Annotated in this window: 13 protein-coding genes, 3 tRNA genes and 1 pseudogene; 3 read left to right on the top strand and 14 right to left on the bottom strand. The window is 67.6% G+C overall.

All coding sequences use genetic code 11. The features are described 5' to 3' along the window. Positions 1–4: 4 nt before the first annotated feature. The 11 genes and pseudogenes from rplB to H570_RS19550 all read right to left on the bottom strand — a co-directional run. Complete coding sequence (rplB, locus tag H570_RS0110220) at positions 5–832, bottom strand: 50S ribosomal protein L2 (protein ID WP_027080650.1); 828 nt, start codon at positions 830–832, stop codon at positions 5–7. Between the two features lie 10 nt (positions 833–842). Then, positions 843–1,142 (bottom strand): 50S ribosomal protein L23, encoded by a 300-nt coding sequence (rplW, locus tag H570_RS0110225; RefSeq protein ID WP_027080651.1) that lies wholly within the window; start codon positions 1,140–1,142, stop codon positions 843–845. Further along, positions 1,139–1,744 (bottom strand): 50S ribosomal protein L4, encoded by a 606-nt coding sequence (gene rplD, locus H570_RS0110230; protein ID WP_027080652.1) that lies wholly within the window; start codon positions 1,742–1,744, stop codon positions 1,139–1,141. The genes rplW and rplD overlap by 4 nt, the downstream gene beginning before the upstream one ends. 12 nt (positions 1,745–1,756) lie before the next feature. Continuing rightward, positions 1,757–2,410, bottom strand: coding sequence for a 50S ribosomal protein L3 (rplC, locus tag H570_RS0110235; RefSeq protein ID WP_027080653.1), 654 nt, complete (start codon positions 2,408–2,410; stop codon positions 1,757–1,759). Positions 2,411–2,421: 11 nt separating this feature from the next. Further along, positions 2,422–2,733 carry a 30S ribosomal protein S10 gene (gene rpsJ, locus H570_RS0110240; RefSeq protein WP_027080654.1) on the bottom strand — a complete coding sequence of 104 codons (312 nt, stop codon included), beginning with the start codon at positions 2,731–2,733 and terminating at the stop codon, positions 2,422–2,424. Between the two features lie 483 nt (positions 2,734–3,216). Then, on the bottom strand, positions 3,217–4,407 hold the full coding sequence (tuf, locus tag H570_RS0110245) for an elongation factor Tu (RefSeq protein ID WP_027078971.1): 1,191 nt from the start codon (positions 4,405–4,407) through the stop codon (positions 3,217–3,219). Between the two features lie 69 nt (positions 4,408–4,476). Further along, positions 4,477–4,552 (bottom strand) — tRNA-Thr (locus H570_RS0110250). 47 nt (positions 4,553–4,599) lie between these two features. Continuing rightward, positions 4,600–4,673, bottom strand: a tRNA-Gly gene (locus H570_RS0110255). Positions 4,674–4,689: 16 nt separating this feature from the next. Beyond that, positions 4,690–4,775: transfer RNA gene (locus H570_RS0110260), tRNA-Tyr, on the bottom strand. Between the two features lie 682 nt (positions 4,776–5,457). Beyond that, complete coding sequence (locus tag H570_RS19415) at positions 5,458–6,465, bottom strand: isoaspartyl peptidase/L-asparaginase family protein (protein WP_245559601.1); 1,008 nt, start codon at positions 6,463–6,465, stop codon at positions 5,458–5,460. Positions 6,466–6,642: 177 nt separating this feature from the next. Beyond that, a pseudogene (locus H570_RS19550) lies at positions 6,643–7,515 on the bottom strand (cyanophycinase); the annotation flags it as partial. Here H570_RS19550 and H570_RS0110270 point away from each other — a divergent pair. From H570_RS0110270 to H570_RS0110280, 3 genes are all read left to right on the top strand, one after another. Then, positions 7,509–8,096 carry an RNA polymerase sigma factor gene (locus tag H570_RS0110270; protein ID WP_027080656.1) on the top strand — a complete coding sequence of 196 codons (588 nt, stop codon included), beginning with the start codon at positions 7,509–7,511 and terminating at the stop codon, positions 8,094–8,096. The pseudogene H570_RS19550 and the gene H570_RS0110270 sit on opposite strands and share 7 nt — an antisense overlap. After that, positions 8,062–9,198, top strand: coding sequence for a FecR family protein (locus tag H570_RS0110275; RefSeq protein ID WP_036135955.1), 1,137 nt, complete (start codon positions 8,062–8,064; stop codon positions 9,196–9,198). Before H570_RS0110270 ends, H570_RS0110275 begins: the two co-directional genes overlap by 35 nt. 121 nt (positions 9,199–9,319) lie before the next feature. Beyond that, positions 9,320–12,391: a TonB-dependent receptor gene (locus H570_RS0110280; RefSeq protein WP_036135957.1), complete on the top strand. Its 3,072-nt coding sequence runs from the start codon at positions 9,320–9,322 to the stop codon at positions 12,389–12,391. Between the two features lie 238 nt (positions 12,392–12,629). On the opposite strand, the gene ychF is transcribed toward H570_RS0110280, so the two are convergent. The 3 genes from ychF to H570_RS0110295 form a co-directional block, all read right to left on the bottom strand. Further along, positions 12,630–13,721 (bottom strand): redox-regulated ATPase YchF, encoded by a 1,092-nt coding sequence (gene ychF, locus H570_RS0110285; RefSeq protein WP_027080659.1) that lies wholly within the window; start codon positions 13,719–13,721, stop codon positions 12,630–12,632. Positions 13,722–13,797: 76 nt separating this feature from the next. Further along, positions 13,798–14,379: an aminoacyl-tRNA hydrolase gene (gene pth, locus H570_RS0110290; RefSeq protein WP_027080660.1), complete on the bottom strand. Its 582-nt coding sequence runs from the start codon at positions 14,377–14,379 to the stop codon at positions 13,798–13,800. A gap of 51 nt (positions 14,380–14,430) precedes the next feature. Continuing rightward, positions 14,431–15,102, bottom strand: a complete 672-nt coding sequence (locus H570_RS0110295; RefSeq protein ID WP_027080661.1) for a 50S ribosomal protein L25/general stress protein Ctc — start codon at positions 15,100–15,102, stop codon at positions 14,431–14,433. Positions 15,103–15,251 lie beyond the last annotated feature (149 nt).

Consider the following 15,251-nt stretch of genomic DNA (forward strand, 5'->3'; position numbering starts at 1 on the left):
TCGATTAGCTCCTGCGATCGCGCACGATGAACTGCTGCGTCCGCTTGTTGTGTCGGGTCTTGTAGCCCTTGGTCGGCACGCCCCACGGGGTGACCGGATGCGGGTTGCCCTGCCCGGCCTTGGCCTCGCCACCGCCGTGCGGATGGTCGACCGGGTTCATCGCTGCACCGCGGACGGTCGGCTTGATGCCGCGCCAGCGGGCGGCACCGGCCTTGCCCAGCTTCTGGAGGTTGTGTTCGACGTTGCCGACTTCGCCGATGGTCGCGCGGCACTCGGAAGGCACGCGGCGCATCTCGCCCGAACGCAGGCGCAGCGTTGCGTAGACGCCTTCGCGGGCGACCAGCTGCACGCCGGCACCGGCGGCACGCGCGATCTGCGCGCCCTTGCCGGGCTTCATCTCGATGCAATGCACGGTGGAACCGACCGGGATGTTGCGCAGCGGCAGCGTGTTGCCGGTCTTGATCGGCGCGTCGTTGCCCGCGATCACCTGGTCGCCGGCCTTCAGGCCCTTCGGCGCGATGATGTAGCGGCGCTCGCCATCGACGTAGCACAGCAGCGCGATGTGCGCGGTGCGGTTGGGATCGTATTCGATCCGCTCCACGCGCGCCGGGATGCCTTCCTTGTCGCGCTTGAAGTCGATGATCCGGTAATGCTGCTTGTGGCCACCACCGATGTGGCGGGTGGTGATCCGGCCGTGGTGGTTGCGGCCGCCGCTGTTGCTCTGCTTCTCGAGCAACGGCGCATGCGGGGCACCCTTGTGCAGGTCGGGCGTGACCACGCGAACCGCGCTGCGGCGGCCGGCGGAAGTGGGTTTGAATGTCATCAATGGCATCGGTCCGTCCTCAGGCCTTGGCCGTCATCACGTCGATCGACTGGCCGTCGACCAGCGTCACGTACGCCTTGCGCCAGTCGCCACGGCTGCCCTGGCGGTTGCGGAAGGCCTTGTTCTTGCCTTTCACGTTCACCACGTTGACCGCTTCGACCTTGACGCTGAAAAGCTGTTCGACGGCCGTCTTGATGTCGGCCTTGGTCGCGGTCTTGGCGACTTCGAACGCGTACTGGTTGGAAACTTCCTGCAGGCGCGCGGTCTTCTCGGACACGCGGGGTGCGCGGATCACGCTGTAGAGCTTGGCCTCGTTCATGCCAGCCACTCCTCGATCTTCTTCACCGCGTCGCTGGTGACCAGCACGCTGTCGGCGCTGACCAGCGCCACCGGGTCCAGGCCCTGCACGTCGCGAACCTCGACGTACGGCAGGTTGCGAGCGGAGAGGTACAGGTGCTCGGAAGCCTCTTCGGTCACGATCAGCGGCCGGCGGCCGAGCTCGTGGTCCTTCAGCTTCGACACCAGCGCCTTGGTCTTGCTCGCCTCGACGTCGAATGCGTCGACGACCTTCAGGCGGCCCTGGCGGTTGAGCTCCGACAGGATCGCGGCGATCGCGGCGCGGTACATCTTGCGGTTGACCTTCTGCTCGAAGCTGCGCGGCTTGGCCGCGAACGTCACGCCGCCGCCGACGAAGATCGGGGCCGTCAGCGCGCCATGACGCGCACCGCCGCCCTTCTGCTTCTTCGACTTCTTGGTCGTGCCGTTGACTTCCGAACGCGTCTTCTGCGCCTTGGTACCGGCGCGACCGGCGTTGCGATAGGCGACGACGACCTGGTGGACCAGGTCCTCGCTGAATTCGCGGCCGAACACGGCGTCGGAAACCGACAGCTTCTCTTTGCTATTGCTGATGGCAAGTTCCATCGTCGTCTCTCCTTATGCCTTGCTCGACGGGCGGACGATGACGTCGCCGCCCGGCGCGCCCGGCACGGCGCCCTTGATCGCGATCAGGCCGCGCTCGGCGTCGACCCGGACCACTTCGAGGCGCTGCGTGCTCTGGCGCACGGCACCCATGTGGCCGGACATTTTCTTGCCCGGGAAAACGCGGCCGGGCGTCTGGCGCTGGCCGATCGAGCCCGGCGAGCGGTGCGACAGCGAGTTGCCGTGCGTCGCGTCGCCCATGCTGAAGTTCCAGCGCTTGATCGTGCCCTGGAAGCCCTTGCCCTTGGTCACGCCCTCGACGTCGACGATCTGGCCGGCCTCGAAGATGTCGGCCTTGATCTCGCCACCGACGCTGAAATCGCCGATCTTGTCGTCGGCCACGCGCAGCTCCCACAGGCCGCGGCCCGCTTCGACCTTGGCCTTGGCCAGGTGGCCCGCCTCGGGCTTGTTGACCAGCGCGGCGCGCTTGACGCCAACGGCAACCTGCACGGCGCTGTAGCCGTCGGTTTCGGGGGTCTTCACCTGGGTGATGCGGTTCGGGGTTGCTTCGATCAGCGTCACCGGAATGGACACGCCATCCTCGGTGAAGATGCGGCTCATGCCGGCCTTGCGGCCGACGATGCCCAACGAATACTTCTTCGCGGTCATGGTCGTGGCCCTCAGGTCAGCTTGATCTGGACGTCGACGCCAGCCGCGAGCTCGAGCTTCATCAGCGCGTCCACGGTCTTGTCGTTGGGGTCGATGATGTCGAGCACGCGCTTGTGCGTGCGGGTTTCGTACTGGTCACGCGCATCCTTGTCGACGTGCGGGGACGTCAGGATGGTGTAACGCTCGATTTTGGTCGGCAGCGGGATCGGGCCACACACCTGGGCGCCGGTCCGCTTGGCCGTTTCGACGATCTCGCTGGCCGAACGGTCGATCAGGCGATGATCGAACGCTTTCAGCCGGATCCGGATCTTTTGGTCCGCCATGACGGAGATTCCTTCGTTGAAAGAGCGACAGGTTCCGCGGCTTGATGCGCAAAACCCCGTGGAAACAATGACTTGCCGAAGCAGTGTTTCGCGCCTCGGCAGTATCCTGGACAAAGAAAACGGACCGGTTACCCGGTCCGCCAGACTGAGAATCGCAGACGCGACGGCTGGCTCCTCCCCATGTGCCCCGAAGAACTTCGGGGCGGGCGAAGCACTGCCACGCGACATTTCCCTGTCTGGCGAAAACGAAGCGCGTCCTGCACCTCATTTCGCGGTCTTCACGACTTGCCGCGCGGGCGATCCGTGAAGTAGTCGAACATTATAGCGGGCAGCCCAAAACCATTGCAAGCCTGTTTTGGATCATTTTTTGACGGGGCAGGCTCGCCCTGCCCGGAAACCCGCAAGCAAAACAGGTCCCGCCTGGAACATCCGGGACGAGGATCTGCTGCCAGCCCGGCGCCTGGGCGCCGGACTGACGGATGCTTACTTGATGATCTTGGCCACCACGCCGGCGCCGACCGTGCGGCCGCCTTCGCGGATCGCGAAACGCAGGCCTTCGTCCATCGCCACCGGGTTGATCAGCGCCACCACCATCTTCACGTTGTCGCCCGGCATCACCATCTCCACGCCCTCGGGCAGGGTGACCGCACCGGTGATGTCCGTGGTCCGGAAGTAGAACTGCGGGCGGTAGCCCTTGAAGAACGGCGTGTGGCGGCCGCCTTCGTCCTTGCTCAAGACATACACCTCGGCTTCGAACTCGGTGTGCGGGGTGATGCTGCCCGGCTTGGCCAGCACCTGGCCGCGCTCGACGTCGTCACGCTTCGTGCCGCGCAGCAGCAGGCCCGCGTTGTCGCCCGCCTGGCCCTGGTCCAGCAGCTTGCGGAACATTTCCACGCCCGTGACCGTGGTCTTCTGGGTCGGGCGGATACCGACGATCTCGATTTCCTCGCCCACCTTGATCACGCCGCGCTCGATGCGGCCGGTCACCACCGTGCCGCGACCCGAAATCGAGAACACGTCCTCGACCGGCATCAGGAACGGCTTGTCGATGTCACGTTCCGGCTCCGGAATCCAGGTGTCCAGCGCGTCCACCAGCTGCAGGATCGACGGCACGCCGATCTCCGACTGGTCGCCTTCCAGCGCCTTGAGCGCCGAACCCTTGATGATCGGGGTGTCGTCGCCCGGGAACTCGTACTTGGAGAGCAGCTCGCGCACTTCCATCTCCACCAGCTCCATCAGCTCGGCGTCGTCCACCATGTCCGCCTTGTTCAGGTAGACCACGATGTACGGCACGCCCACCTGGCGCGCCAGCAGGATGTGCTCGCGCGTCTGCGGCATCGGGCCGTCCGCGGCCGAGCACACCAGGATCGCGCCGTCCATCTGCGCCGCACCGGTGATCATGTTCTTCACGTAGTCGGCGTGGCCCGGGCAGTCGACGTGGGCGTAGTGGCGCGTCGGGGACTCGTATTCCACGTGCGAGGTCGAAATCGTGATGCCGCGCGCCTTCTCTTCCGGCGCCATGTCGATCTGGTCGTAGGCCTTGAACTCGCCGCCGAAACGCTCCGCGCCGATCTTCGTCAGCGCCGCCGTCAGCGTCGTCTTCCCGTGGTCCACGTGACCGATCGTGCCCACGTTCACGTGGGGCTTGGTGCGCTCGAACTTACCCTTGGCCATGACTGTGCTTCTCGCTGAACTGTTGGATGACTGGAATCGGAATGTTGGATGGAGCTTTGGAGCTGGAAGTGGTGCTCACGAATGGAATCGAACCATCGACCTCCTCCTTACCAAGGAGGTGCTCTACCGACTGAGCTACGTGAGCGATGTAGATGTATGCGTGCCGCAGGAATGTCAATGGAAGATCCGCGGTGGAGCGGGAGACGGGAATCGAACCCGCACCATCAGCTTGGAAGGCTGAGGTTCTACCGTTGAACTACTCCCGCGACATGCGGAACCGGTTGGTGGAGGGAGGTGGATTCGAACCACCGAAGGCGTAAGCCAGCAGATTTACAGTCTGCCCCCGTTGGCCGCTTGGGTATCCCTCCGGTATTTGTGCAAACCCATGAAACAGCCCGCGATTTTGACGCTGCCGGGAATTCATGTCAACGGTGGGGATCATCTTTCTTTCCCGGGCGCGCTGTTCCGCGGTCCCCGGGGGCCGGAATCCTACCGCGGGCGGCTACCCCGTCCAAAGGTGCGGCCGCCCCCGCGCGGAAACGACAGCGATTCGCCCGGACGCAAGCCCTCGCGGACGGGGCCTCGGCAACGATCCGGTCCCGCGCCACGCCTTTGTCTTGATCGGCGAGTCTGATCGGCGTGGCAACCTGGCCGCCGACGCCCGGCAAGATGGCCTGGCCATCGCCCGGCATCGGGGGATTCCCCACGCGATCATCGCCGCGCCCGCCAGACCGGCCGGACAGGGATTCTTCCTTCAGGCGACCTTACCTGAAAGAATCTCACAAATCACCGAGACACGAATGCGGGATCCACTCTCCGCCTGGTGCCGGCCACTGCATCTCCGGGGTTGAAGCAGTTGCGGCGCCAACCCGGCCGCAGCCGCGGTCGGCCGTGCGCCGGAGGCCATGCCGGCCGCCAGGTATCCCTGCCCGCCCGGGACCTGGCCGCCGGCGCTGCCGGCGTGCCTGGCGAAAGCCTTCTACCCGGGACTGACCTGCCCGGCGGCGCCACTCTCCAGCGCGCGCTGCCGCAACTGCAGCGCCAGCCCGCTCAGTACGCCGGCATCGGCAGCGGATCATCCCTGTAGACCGCCACGTGCGGCACGCCGTCCGCGCCGATCCAGCCCCGGTACATGCCTTCGGTGTTGAAGGGGAACGCGGCCACGCCCTGCGCATCGAGCGCGATCGCGCCGCCATCGCCGCCGGCCTTCGGGATGTCCCCGTTGATCACGCCGTCGCTTGCGCGGCCGATGGATTGCCCGGCCAGGCGCACGCGTGCGCAGATCTCGTGCGCGGCGGCATCGCGGATGTAGTACTCGCCCCAGCCCGTGCCGGAAACCGCGCACCGCTGGTCGGCCCAGGTCCCGGCGCCGATGATCGGCGAATCGCCGACCCGGCCGTAGCGCTTGTTGGTCATGCCGCCGGTCGAGGTGCCGGCGGCGAGATGACCCTGCGCATCCAGCGCCAGCGCGCCGACCGTGCCGAAATAGGCCTTGCCGGGCAGCACCAGCGGCGTGTTGCTCGCCTGCGCCTGCGCCTCTTCCTTCAACGCCTCCTGCAACTGCTGCCAGCGCTTTTCGGTGCGGAAGTACGAGGGGTCGACCAGTTCGATGCCCTGCTGCTCGGCGAAGATCTCCGCGCCGTCGCCGACCATCATCACGTGGCGCGACTTTTCCATCACCGCGCGCGCCAGCGTGATCGGGTTCCTGACCCGGTGCACGCCGGCCACCGCGCCGGCCTTGCCGCTGGCGCCGTCCATGATCGAGGAGTCGAGTTCATTGCGGCCGTCGTGGGTGAACACCGCGCCGCGGCCGGCATTGAACTGCGGCGCGTCCTCCAGCACCTGGATCGCAGCGGACACCGCGTCCACCGCCGGCTTGCCGGCCTTGAGCTGCGCGTGGCCCGCGCGCAGCGCCGCTTCCAGCGCCTGCCGCGCGGCCGCGGCTTCGGCCGGACCGGTCCCGGCGCGCTCGACGCCGGCGCCGCCATGGATCACCAGCAGCGGGGCATCCATCGCGGCCAGCACGCCGTCGCGCACCGCGTAGTGGCGCTGGAACATCGGCCGCTCCACGCGGGCCTCCGGCAGGTGCAGCACGGAGTCCACGCCGGCGCCGATGGTGTCCACGCGCTCCAGCTGCATGGCCTGGTCTTCGGCCTGTTTGGCGAACCCGCCCTTCACCACCGTCGCGCCGGCGTTGGGCGACGTGGCGTAGACGCGCGCACTCCCATCGCCCTCCACCGCGACCGCGGCGTCTTCATCCACGCCCAGGCCGACCATCGGATGGCCCGCCATCGATTCGGCCTTGGCCACGAATGCGATCAGGCGGCCGAGCCGGTTGCGTTCGCTGAAGTGGGTGTCGGTGATGATGCCCTTGAGCAAGGCAATGTGCAGGAAATTCGTCTCGATGGTGTTGTTCGCGCCCAGCGGGTCGGCCAACGCGCGCGGGCTGACCTGGCTGCCGCCGTCCATCGCTCCGTATACATACTCGCCCAGCATGGCGAGCCCGGCGCTGGTACCGCCCAGCGGCTTGCCGGCGCGCACGTGCGCGTCCAGCGCCCGCGCCACCGGCGTGCCGCGCCAGTACCGCACGTAGCGGGCCTGGTCGCCGCCGGCAATGAAGATGCCGTCCGCCCGTTGCAGCGCGGCGAGAATCTTCGGGTCGTCGGCGGCCTCGCGGTCGTTGAACACGAACGTCTCGACCGATGCGATCCCGCCGACGTCGTTGTAGAACTCCTCGCCGATCTCGCCGGCCTGCGAGGCGCGCAGCACCACGATGTGGCCATTGCCGGCCTTCTTCATGAACCAGCGCATCGCATCGTAATTGCGGTCGCCGCCGCCCATCAGCAGCAGGCCCGGCGATGGCGTGCCTGGCACCTTGGCCGCGGTATCGCCCAGTACGTAATGACCCACGTCGGCCGCCATCGCGCCCGAACAATGCATGCCCATCACCGCGGCAAGGATCAACGGCCACCACATGCGTTGCTTCATCGTCTTCCCCATTGCGCCAAAGCCTTCAGGCATACCGAGAGTAGACGAACGTCGGCGGCATTTCCCTCCGGCGGCATCGCCATCGCACTCCAGGATTGGGCTATCTTCGCCCGATGGCATCGCCGCTGGACATCTGGTTCACCGAGGAAATCCTCGTCCACGAGGAGGCCTTGCTGCGCTATCTGCAGCGCTGCTGGCCGCACCGCGCCGAGATCCACGACCTGCGCCAGGAGGTCTACGTCCGCGTTTACGAGGCCGCCGGCAAGGCGCTGCCGACGCAGCCCAAGGCCTTCCTGTTCGCCAGCGCGCGCCACCTGCTGGCCGATCGCGCGCGCCGGGCGAGGGTGGTGTCGATCGAGCCGATGGGTGATTTGGACACCTTGAACGTCTTGATAGATGAGGTATCCCCGGAACGGCGGCTGCATGCGCACCAGGTGCTGCACCGGCTGGCAGCGGCGTTCGACCGCCTGCCCCCGCGCTGCCGCGAGGTGATGTGGCTGCGCCGGGTCGAGGAATTGCCGCAGAAGGAAGTCGCCGCCCGGCTCGGCATCAGCGAGAAGACGGTGGAGAAGCAAGTCGCCAAGGGAGTCCGGCTGCTGGCCAGCCACTTCTATGGCAATGGACAGGCGCAACGGGCCTCGCGGGCCGGCGGGCCGGAGGCCGAGGATGGAACAGGACATCGCCAGCAGCATCCGGATTGAGCGCGCCGCCGCGGCCTGGCTGGCCCGGCGCGATGCGGCCGGCTGGGCCGCCCATGACCAGGCGGAACTCGATGACTGGCTGGCCGCCTCGACCGCGCACAAGGTGGCATGGCTGCGGCTGCAGGCGGCCTGGCGCGAAAGCGGTCGGCTCAAGGCGCTTGGTGCCGGCCTGCCTGCGGGCCAGATTCCCGCACCCGGGCGCTGGACGCCGCCGTCGCAGCAAGGCCAGCCGGCGCATCCGCCCCTGCGCATGGCCAAGCCGCAGCCCGTTCATGGAGCGCCGTCCGGCGCGGCGCGGCATGCGGCGCTGGATCCGGCGGCCCTGGTGTTCGCGCCCCGGCAGCGAGAGCCGGAGCCGCGCCTGCACAGTCGCGTGGCCGCTGCCGCGACTGTAGTGGCGATCGGGGCCTCGCTGGCCCTGGGCTGGCACTTGCATTCGCCCGCCGTGCAGCCGGTGGCCTACGGCACCGCCGTCGGCACTCTGGAAACGGCCTCGCTCGCCGACGGTTCCGAAGCGATCCTCAGCAGCGACAGCCGCATCGTCGTCGCGCTGTCGCGCCGCCAGCGCCACATCGAACTGCAGCGGGGCGAAGCCTTCTTCCACGCCGCCAAGGACCCGGCACGTCCGTTCGTGGTCGCCGCGGCCGGGCACCAGGCGGTCGCGGTCGGCACCCGCTTTTCCGTGCGCCGCGACCCGGACGGCATGCGGGTGGTGGTCACCGAGGGCCTGGTGCGGCTGGAATCCGAGCCAGCCGCCGACGGCCGGCGCCAGCCCACCACCCTGCTGCCGGCCGGCAGCGTGGCGCTGGCCAATGCGCACGGCGTGGTGGTGCAGTCGGGCAGCATCGACCAGGCCAGGCAGGTCCTGAGCTGGCGCGACGGCTTCCTCGCCTTCCACGACACCTCGCTGGCCACCGCGGCCGCGGAGTTCAATCGCTACAACGCCCGCAAGATCGTCATCGCCGACCCGTCGGTCGCTGCGCTGCGGGTGGGCGGCAGCTTCCGCTGGTCCAACGCCGAGGCGTTCGTGCGGCTGCTGGAACAGGGATTCCCGGTGCGTGCCGAGTACGGCGAGGCGGCGATCGTCCTGCACGACCGCTAGCCCGCGTCCGCGCACCGGGGCGGGACGGGTGGGATTTGGGTCGTTCGTTCGTCACCTTGTGGGAGAGAGCGGGCATCGTCCGCATCATTGGGGAGGGGTCGTGTTGTCCAGTCGAATCCGCATGCTTCCAATCGCAGCAGCCTGCCTGCTTGCGATGTCCGCCTACGCGCAGGCCGAACCCGCGCGTCCGATCAACATTCCCGCCAGCGACCTGGCCGCCGCGCTCGACAGCCTGGCCAAGCAGTCGGGCACGCAGCTGATCTATCGTGCCGACCAGCTTCGCGGCACCCGCACCCGCGGCGTGCAGGGCAACCTGCCAGCCGACGCGGCGCTCGACCGCTTGCTGAAGGACACCGGCTACGTGCCCAGGCGCGACGCGTCGGGCGCGGTGATCATCGTCAAGGGCGAGCAGCATGCCCAGGCGGCGCCGCGTCCTGCCGCGCCGCCACCGCCGCCGCCCGCGGCGGAACCGGCACAGGTCGAGCCGGAAACCACCGAACTGCAGACGGTGCAGGTCACCGGCTCGCGCATCCCGCGCGCGCAGATCGAAGGCCCGGCGCCGATCACCGTGATGACCGCGCAGGAAATCCAGGCATCCGGCCTGACCAACGTCCCGGACCTGCTGCGTTCGCTCAGCCAGAACAGCGGCAGCGTGCAGGGCCAGCAGAACACCACCAACGCCCAGTCCACGCCGGGCGCGCAGGCCGTCGACCTGCGCGGCCTGGGCCCCAACCACACCCTGGTGCTGGTAAACGGCCGCCGCATCGCCGACTTCCCGCTGCCGCTCAACAGCCGCAGCAACTTCACCGACATCGGCAACATCCCGCTGGGGATGATCGACCGCATCGAGGTCCTGACCGGCAGCGCTTCGGCCGTCTACGGCTCGGACGCGATGGCCGGCGTGATCAACTTCATCCTCAAGAAGTCCGCCGACGGCACGACCATCGACTACCGCTACGGTGATACCAGCCAGGGCGGCGGCGAGTCGCACAGGCTGTCGCTGACCAGCGGTTTCGAGACCGGCAACTTCAGCGGAATCGTCGGCCTGGAACTGCTCGACAAGCGCCCGCTGTGGGGCACCGACCGCAACATCCAGGACTCCACCCTCGATGCGCCGACGGCGCGCCGGCGACTGCCCCGCCTGATCGCCCAGACCTACAACTGGGACGACGACGTCGGCATCGACCCGGTCGGCGGCTGCGCCGCGATGGCGGGCCTGAACGAAGGCACCACCGTGCTGGCCGAAGACCGCTACGGCGATCCCTATTGCGGAAGCGAGCGCGCGATCGCGTATCGCACGATCCAGAACGAGCGCAAGGGCGTCAACGCGTACGGCTCGTTCGAGTACCGTTTCTCCGACGCGCTGGCCTGGTTCGCGGACGTCCAGCTGGGGCACCAGAAGGTCAAGCTGCTGACCGGCACCAACGGCAACGACGTGAGCAGCGACCACATGGGCTGGGAGTTCCACGACCCGGCGTCGACCGACAACTACCGCAACAGCGTCTTCTACAACGCCGCCACCGGCCGCTACGAGATGTGGGTGCGGCAGTTCTCGCCCGAGGAAATCGGCGGCCTGGAAAACCGCATGAACGTCACCACCGAGAAGACCGCCGCGGTGACCACGGGCTTCAAGGGCATGTTCGCCGACAGCTGGAACTGGGAAGCGGCCTACAACCACTCGCAGTACAAGGCCGACGTGGGCATGCCGCGCATCAGTGCCGATGCGGCCAACCGCTTCTTCCTGGGCGAGCGACTGGGCTACGACGCCGACGGCTACGCGATCTACAACGCCGATCCGACGCGCTTCTTCAGCCCGCTGACCCCCGCCCAGTTCGCCACCTTCGGCGTGATGTCCAACTGGCACCCGGTCGCCAAGAACGACAACGTCAGCTTCACCACCGACACGCCGGCGCTGTTCTCGATGCCGGCCGGCGACGCCGGCTTTGCCGGCGCGGTCGAGTACGGCCGCCAGTCCTACCGCATCAACCCGGACCCGCTCGCCCTGACCGCCGACGCCTACTTCGGGCCGCGCTACGGCGACGGCGGCGGCAGCCGGACCCGCTGGAGCGCGGCGGGCGAATTGCGCATGCCGCTGCTGTCCAGCCTTGATGCGAGCCTTGCCGGCCGCTACGACCGCTACAGCTACGGCGACAGCAACCCGGGCAAGTTCACCTACAGCGCAGGCCTGGAATGGCGCCCGGTCGACACGCTGCTGTTGCGTGGCTCCTACGGCACCGGCTTCCGCGCGCCCGACATGCATTACCTGTTCGCCGGCGACGACTACTACCGCACGCGCTTCTCCACCGACTACTACACCTGCCGGACCGCGGAGCCGGGCGCCAGCGACGGTTACTGCTTCGACGACGGCAGCTACGACGTCAGCACCTTCGACGTCTACAACGGCAACCCGCGGCTGGACGTGGAGACCAGCAAGTCGTTCACCGCCGGCTTCGTGTGGTCGCCGACCGCCAACTTCGACCTGGCGATGGACTACTACAAGATCCGCGTGGAGAACCAGGTGCAGGCGCAGAGCCGCGAGCGCCTGAAGATCGACGAGGCCAACTGCCGGCTGGGGGTGACCGACACCGGCGCTTCGGTCGACGTCAACTCGGCAACCTGCGCCGATGCGCTCGCCCGCGTCATCCGGGATGCCGACGGCGTCATCACCAGCGTGCACTTCAGCCCGATCAACATCGCCAACGAGCAGACCTCTGGCATCGACGTGACCGCGAACTATCGCGTGCAGACCGCCAGCGCCGGCGATTTCCGCTTCACCGGCAACTACAACTGGGCCCACCGCCACACCCGCCAGCAGTACCCGGGCGATCCGACCGAGGACATGCTGGACGTGAGCTTCAGCTCCACCACCCTGCCCCGCACCAAGGGCAACCTGGGCGTGAACTGGGACCGGGATGCCTGGGGCGCGAGCCTGTTCGGCACCTACCTCGGCCGCGTCGCCAACTACGACAACGACGCATGGACCCAGGCCACCTGGCGCTTCAACGCCGGCGCGCGCTACGACGTCAACGACCACCTGCGCGTCTCGCTGTCGGTCAACAACCTGCTCGACAAGATGCCGCCGCGGGACCCCACCTGGTCGAACTACCCGTACTACGACACCTCGTGGTTCGACAGCATGGGCCGCAGCTACTACCTGCAGGTCACCTGGAAGCTCGGCGGCAAGCCGCTGTAAGCCAGCCGCACCGCCTCCGGGCAACACCAGCAAGGCCCGCCATCGGCGGGCCTTGCCGTTTTCCCAGCGCGCCATCGGCACGCGGACAGCCGTTGCGCCTGCCCGCAAACCCCTGCTCTGTTCCCGAGAGTCAGCACGTGCCCCGGGGGCCAAGGCAACGCAAGATGGACTGTCCGCCAATGATTACGACAAGGCCCCGCGATGCGGGGCCTTGCGATGCCACCCGCGTGTCCGAGGATCAGACGTTGAAGCGGAAGTGCAGCACGTCGCCTTCCTGCACGCGGTATTCCTTGCCTTCCAGGCGCAGGCGGCCGGCGTCGCGGGCGCCGGCTTCGCCCTTGTACCTGATGAAGTCGTCGTAGCCGATCGTCTCGGCGCGGATGAAGCCCTTCTCGAAGTCGGTGTGGATCACGCCGGCGGCCTGCGGCGCGGTCGAACCGCCCTTGACCGTCCACGCGCGCACTTCCTTCACGCCCGCGGTGAAGTAGGTCTGCAGGCCGAGCAGCTTGTAGGCGGCGCGGATCACCCGGTTCAGGCCGGGCTCCTCGAGCCCGATGCTGGCGAGGAACTCGTCGCGGTCGGCATCGTCGAGCTGCGAGAACTCTTCCTCGATCGCCGCCGACACCGGCACCACTTCCGCGCCCTCGCCGGCGGCGCGCGCGCGCACCGCGTCCAGGTGCGGGTTGTCGTCGAAACCGTCCTCCAGCACGTTGGCCACGTACATCACCGGCTTGAGCGTCAGCAGGAACAGGTCGCGCAGCTGCTCGCGGTCTTCGTCGGACAGGTCCAGCGCGCGCGCGGGCTTGCCGGCATCGAGGCCGGCGCGCACGCGGGCGAGCACCTCCACGCGCGCCCTGGCGTCCTTGTCGCCGGTCTTGGCCGAACGTTCGGCGCGCTGCAGCGCCTTTTCGACCGAATCGAGGTCGGCGAGCGCCAGCTCGGTGTCGATCGTCTCGATGTCGGCGATCGGGTCGACCTTGTTGTTGACGTGGATGACGTCGTCGTTCTCGAAGCAGCGCACCACGTGGGTGATCGCGTCGACCTCGCGGATGTGGGCGAGGAACTTGTTGCCCAGGCCCTCGCCGCTGGCCGCGCCGGCCACCAGTCCGGCGATGTCGACGAACTCGACCGCCGTCGGCAGCACCTTCTGCGGTTTGACGATTTCCGCCAGCGCGTTCAGGCGCGGGTCCGGCACCGGCACCACGCCCACGTTCGGCTCGATCGTGCAGAACGGGAAGTTGGCCGCGGCGATGCCGGCCTTGGTCAGTGCGTTGAAGAGGGTCGACTTGCCGACGTTCGGCAGGCCGACGATGCCGCATTTGATGCCCATGTGGATCCGGGATTTGGAATTCGGGATTCGGGATTCGGAAAAGCAGGCGCTCCACCAAATCCCGAATCCCCAATCCCTAATCCCTGCTTGTGTGCAACCGCTTCATCGCTTCGTTGAAGTCGCCCTGCACTGCCAGCGGCAGCACGTCGAGCGCATCGTCGATCGCCCTTGCAATCTCGATGTCGTCGCCTTCCGAAGCGCGGCCGAGCACCCACGGGGTGACGCGATCCTTGTGGCCGGGATGGCCGATGCCGATGCGCAGGCGATGGAACCTGCCGTGCCCGAGCAGGCGCATGGTGTCGCGCAGGCCGTTCTGGCCGCCATGGCCGCCGTCGAACTTGAGCCGCGCCACGCCGGGCGGCAGGTCGAGTTCGTCGTGCACCAGCAGCGTTTCCTCCGGCTCGATCTTCCAGAACCGCATCGCCGCCAGCACCGACTTGCCGCTGAGGTTCATGAACGTCGCGGGCTTGAGCAGCCAGACATTCTGGCCACCGAGGCCGACCTTCGCCGTCTCGCCGAACAGCTTGGCGTCGACCTTGAAGCGCTCGCCCGCCTTGTCCGCGAGCACGTCGACAAAGCGGAACCCGGCGTTGTGCCGGGTCCGCGCGTGTTCCGGGCCGGGGTTGCCCAGCCCGACGATGAGTCGCAAGCCTTCCATTCCAGGCGCAATCGCCCGTTGCACCCATGGCGGGTGCAACGGGCGAAGCGATTACTTCTCGTCGCCTTCCGGCTCGCCCTTGGCCTCGGCGGCCTTCGGTGCTTCGGCAGCGGCTTCGCCGCCCTCGGCGGTTTCTTCGGCCTCGACGCGGCCATGGCGGGCCACGACCACGGCCACGTCATGGTCCGGGCCCAGCTTGAGCTGCGGGATCTCGACGCCCTTGGGCAGCACCAGCTTCGACAGGTGCACCGTGTCGCCGACTTCAAGCGCCGACAGGTCGACTTCGATGTTCAGCGGCAGGTCGCCCGGCAGGCAGCTGATCGCCACTTCGGTCAACTCATGCATGATCACCACGTCGGCGATCTTGCCGGCCGGCGAGATGTCGCCGTTGATGAAGTGCAGCGGCACCGACATGCGGATCGCCTCGTTCTTGTTCACGCGCTGGAAGTCCAGGTGCATGATGATCTGCTTGAACGGGTGGCGCTGCATGTCACGCAGCAGCACGTTCTCGACCTTGCCATCGACGTCGAGCTCGATGATCGAGGAATAGAACCAGTCCTTCTGGCTGGCGACCCAGGTCTTTTCCTGCTCCAGCTGGATGCTCTGGGGCTCTGCGCCACCGCCGTAGATGATGGCCGGGATGCGGCCCGCACGACGCAGGCGGCGGCTCGCACCCTTCCCCTCGTCCTTGCGGCCGGTCGCCGAAAGTTTCTGATCTGACATTTTGTTTACTCGCTTTGCTTGTCGTTGACCGCCTCGCGGCGGTTGTGAAGCTCACCCGCGACCAGGTGAGCCGTTGATCCCGGGAATCGGGAATCGGGAATCGGGAATCGGAAGGGCGAAAGACCAGAAGCCCGCTTCTACGATTCCCC

Origin of the sequence: Luteimonas mephitis DSM 12574 (assembly GCF_000422305.1) — a bacterium.
GTDB lineage: Bacteria > Pseudomonadota > Gammaproteobacteria > Xanthomonadales > Xanthomonadaceae > Luteimonas > Luteimonas mephitis.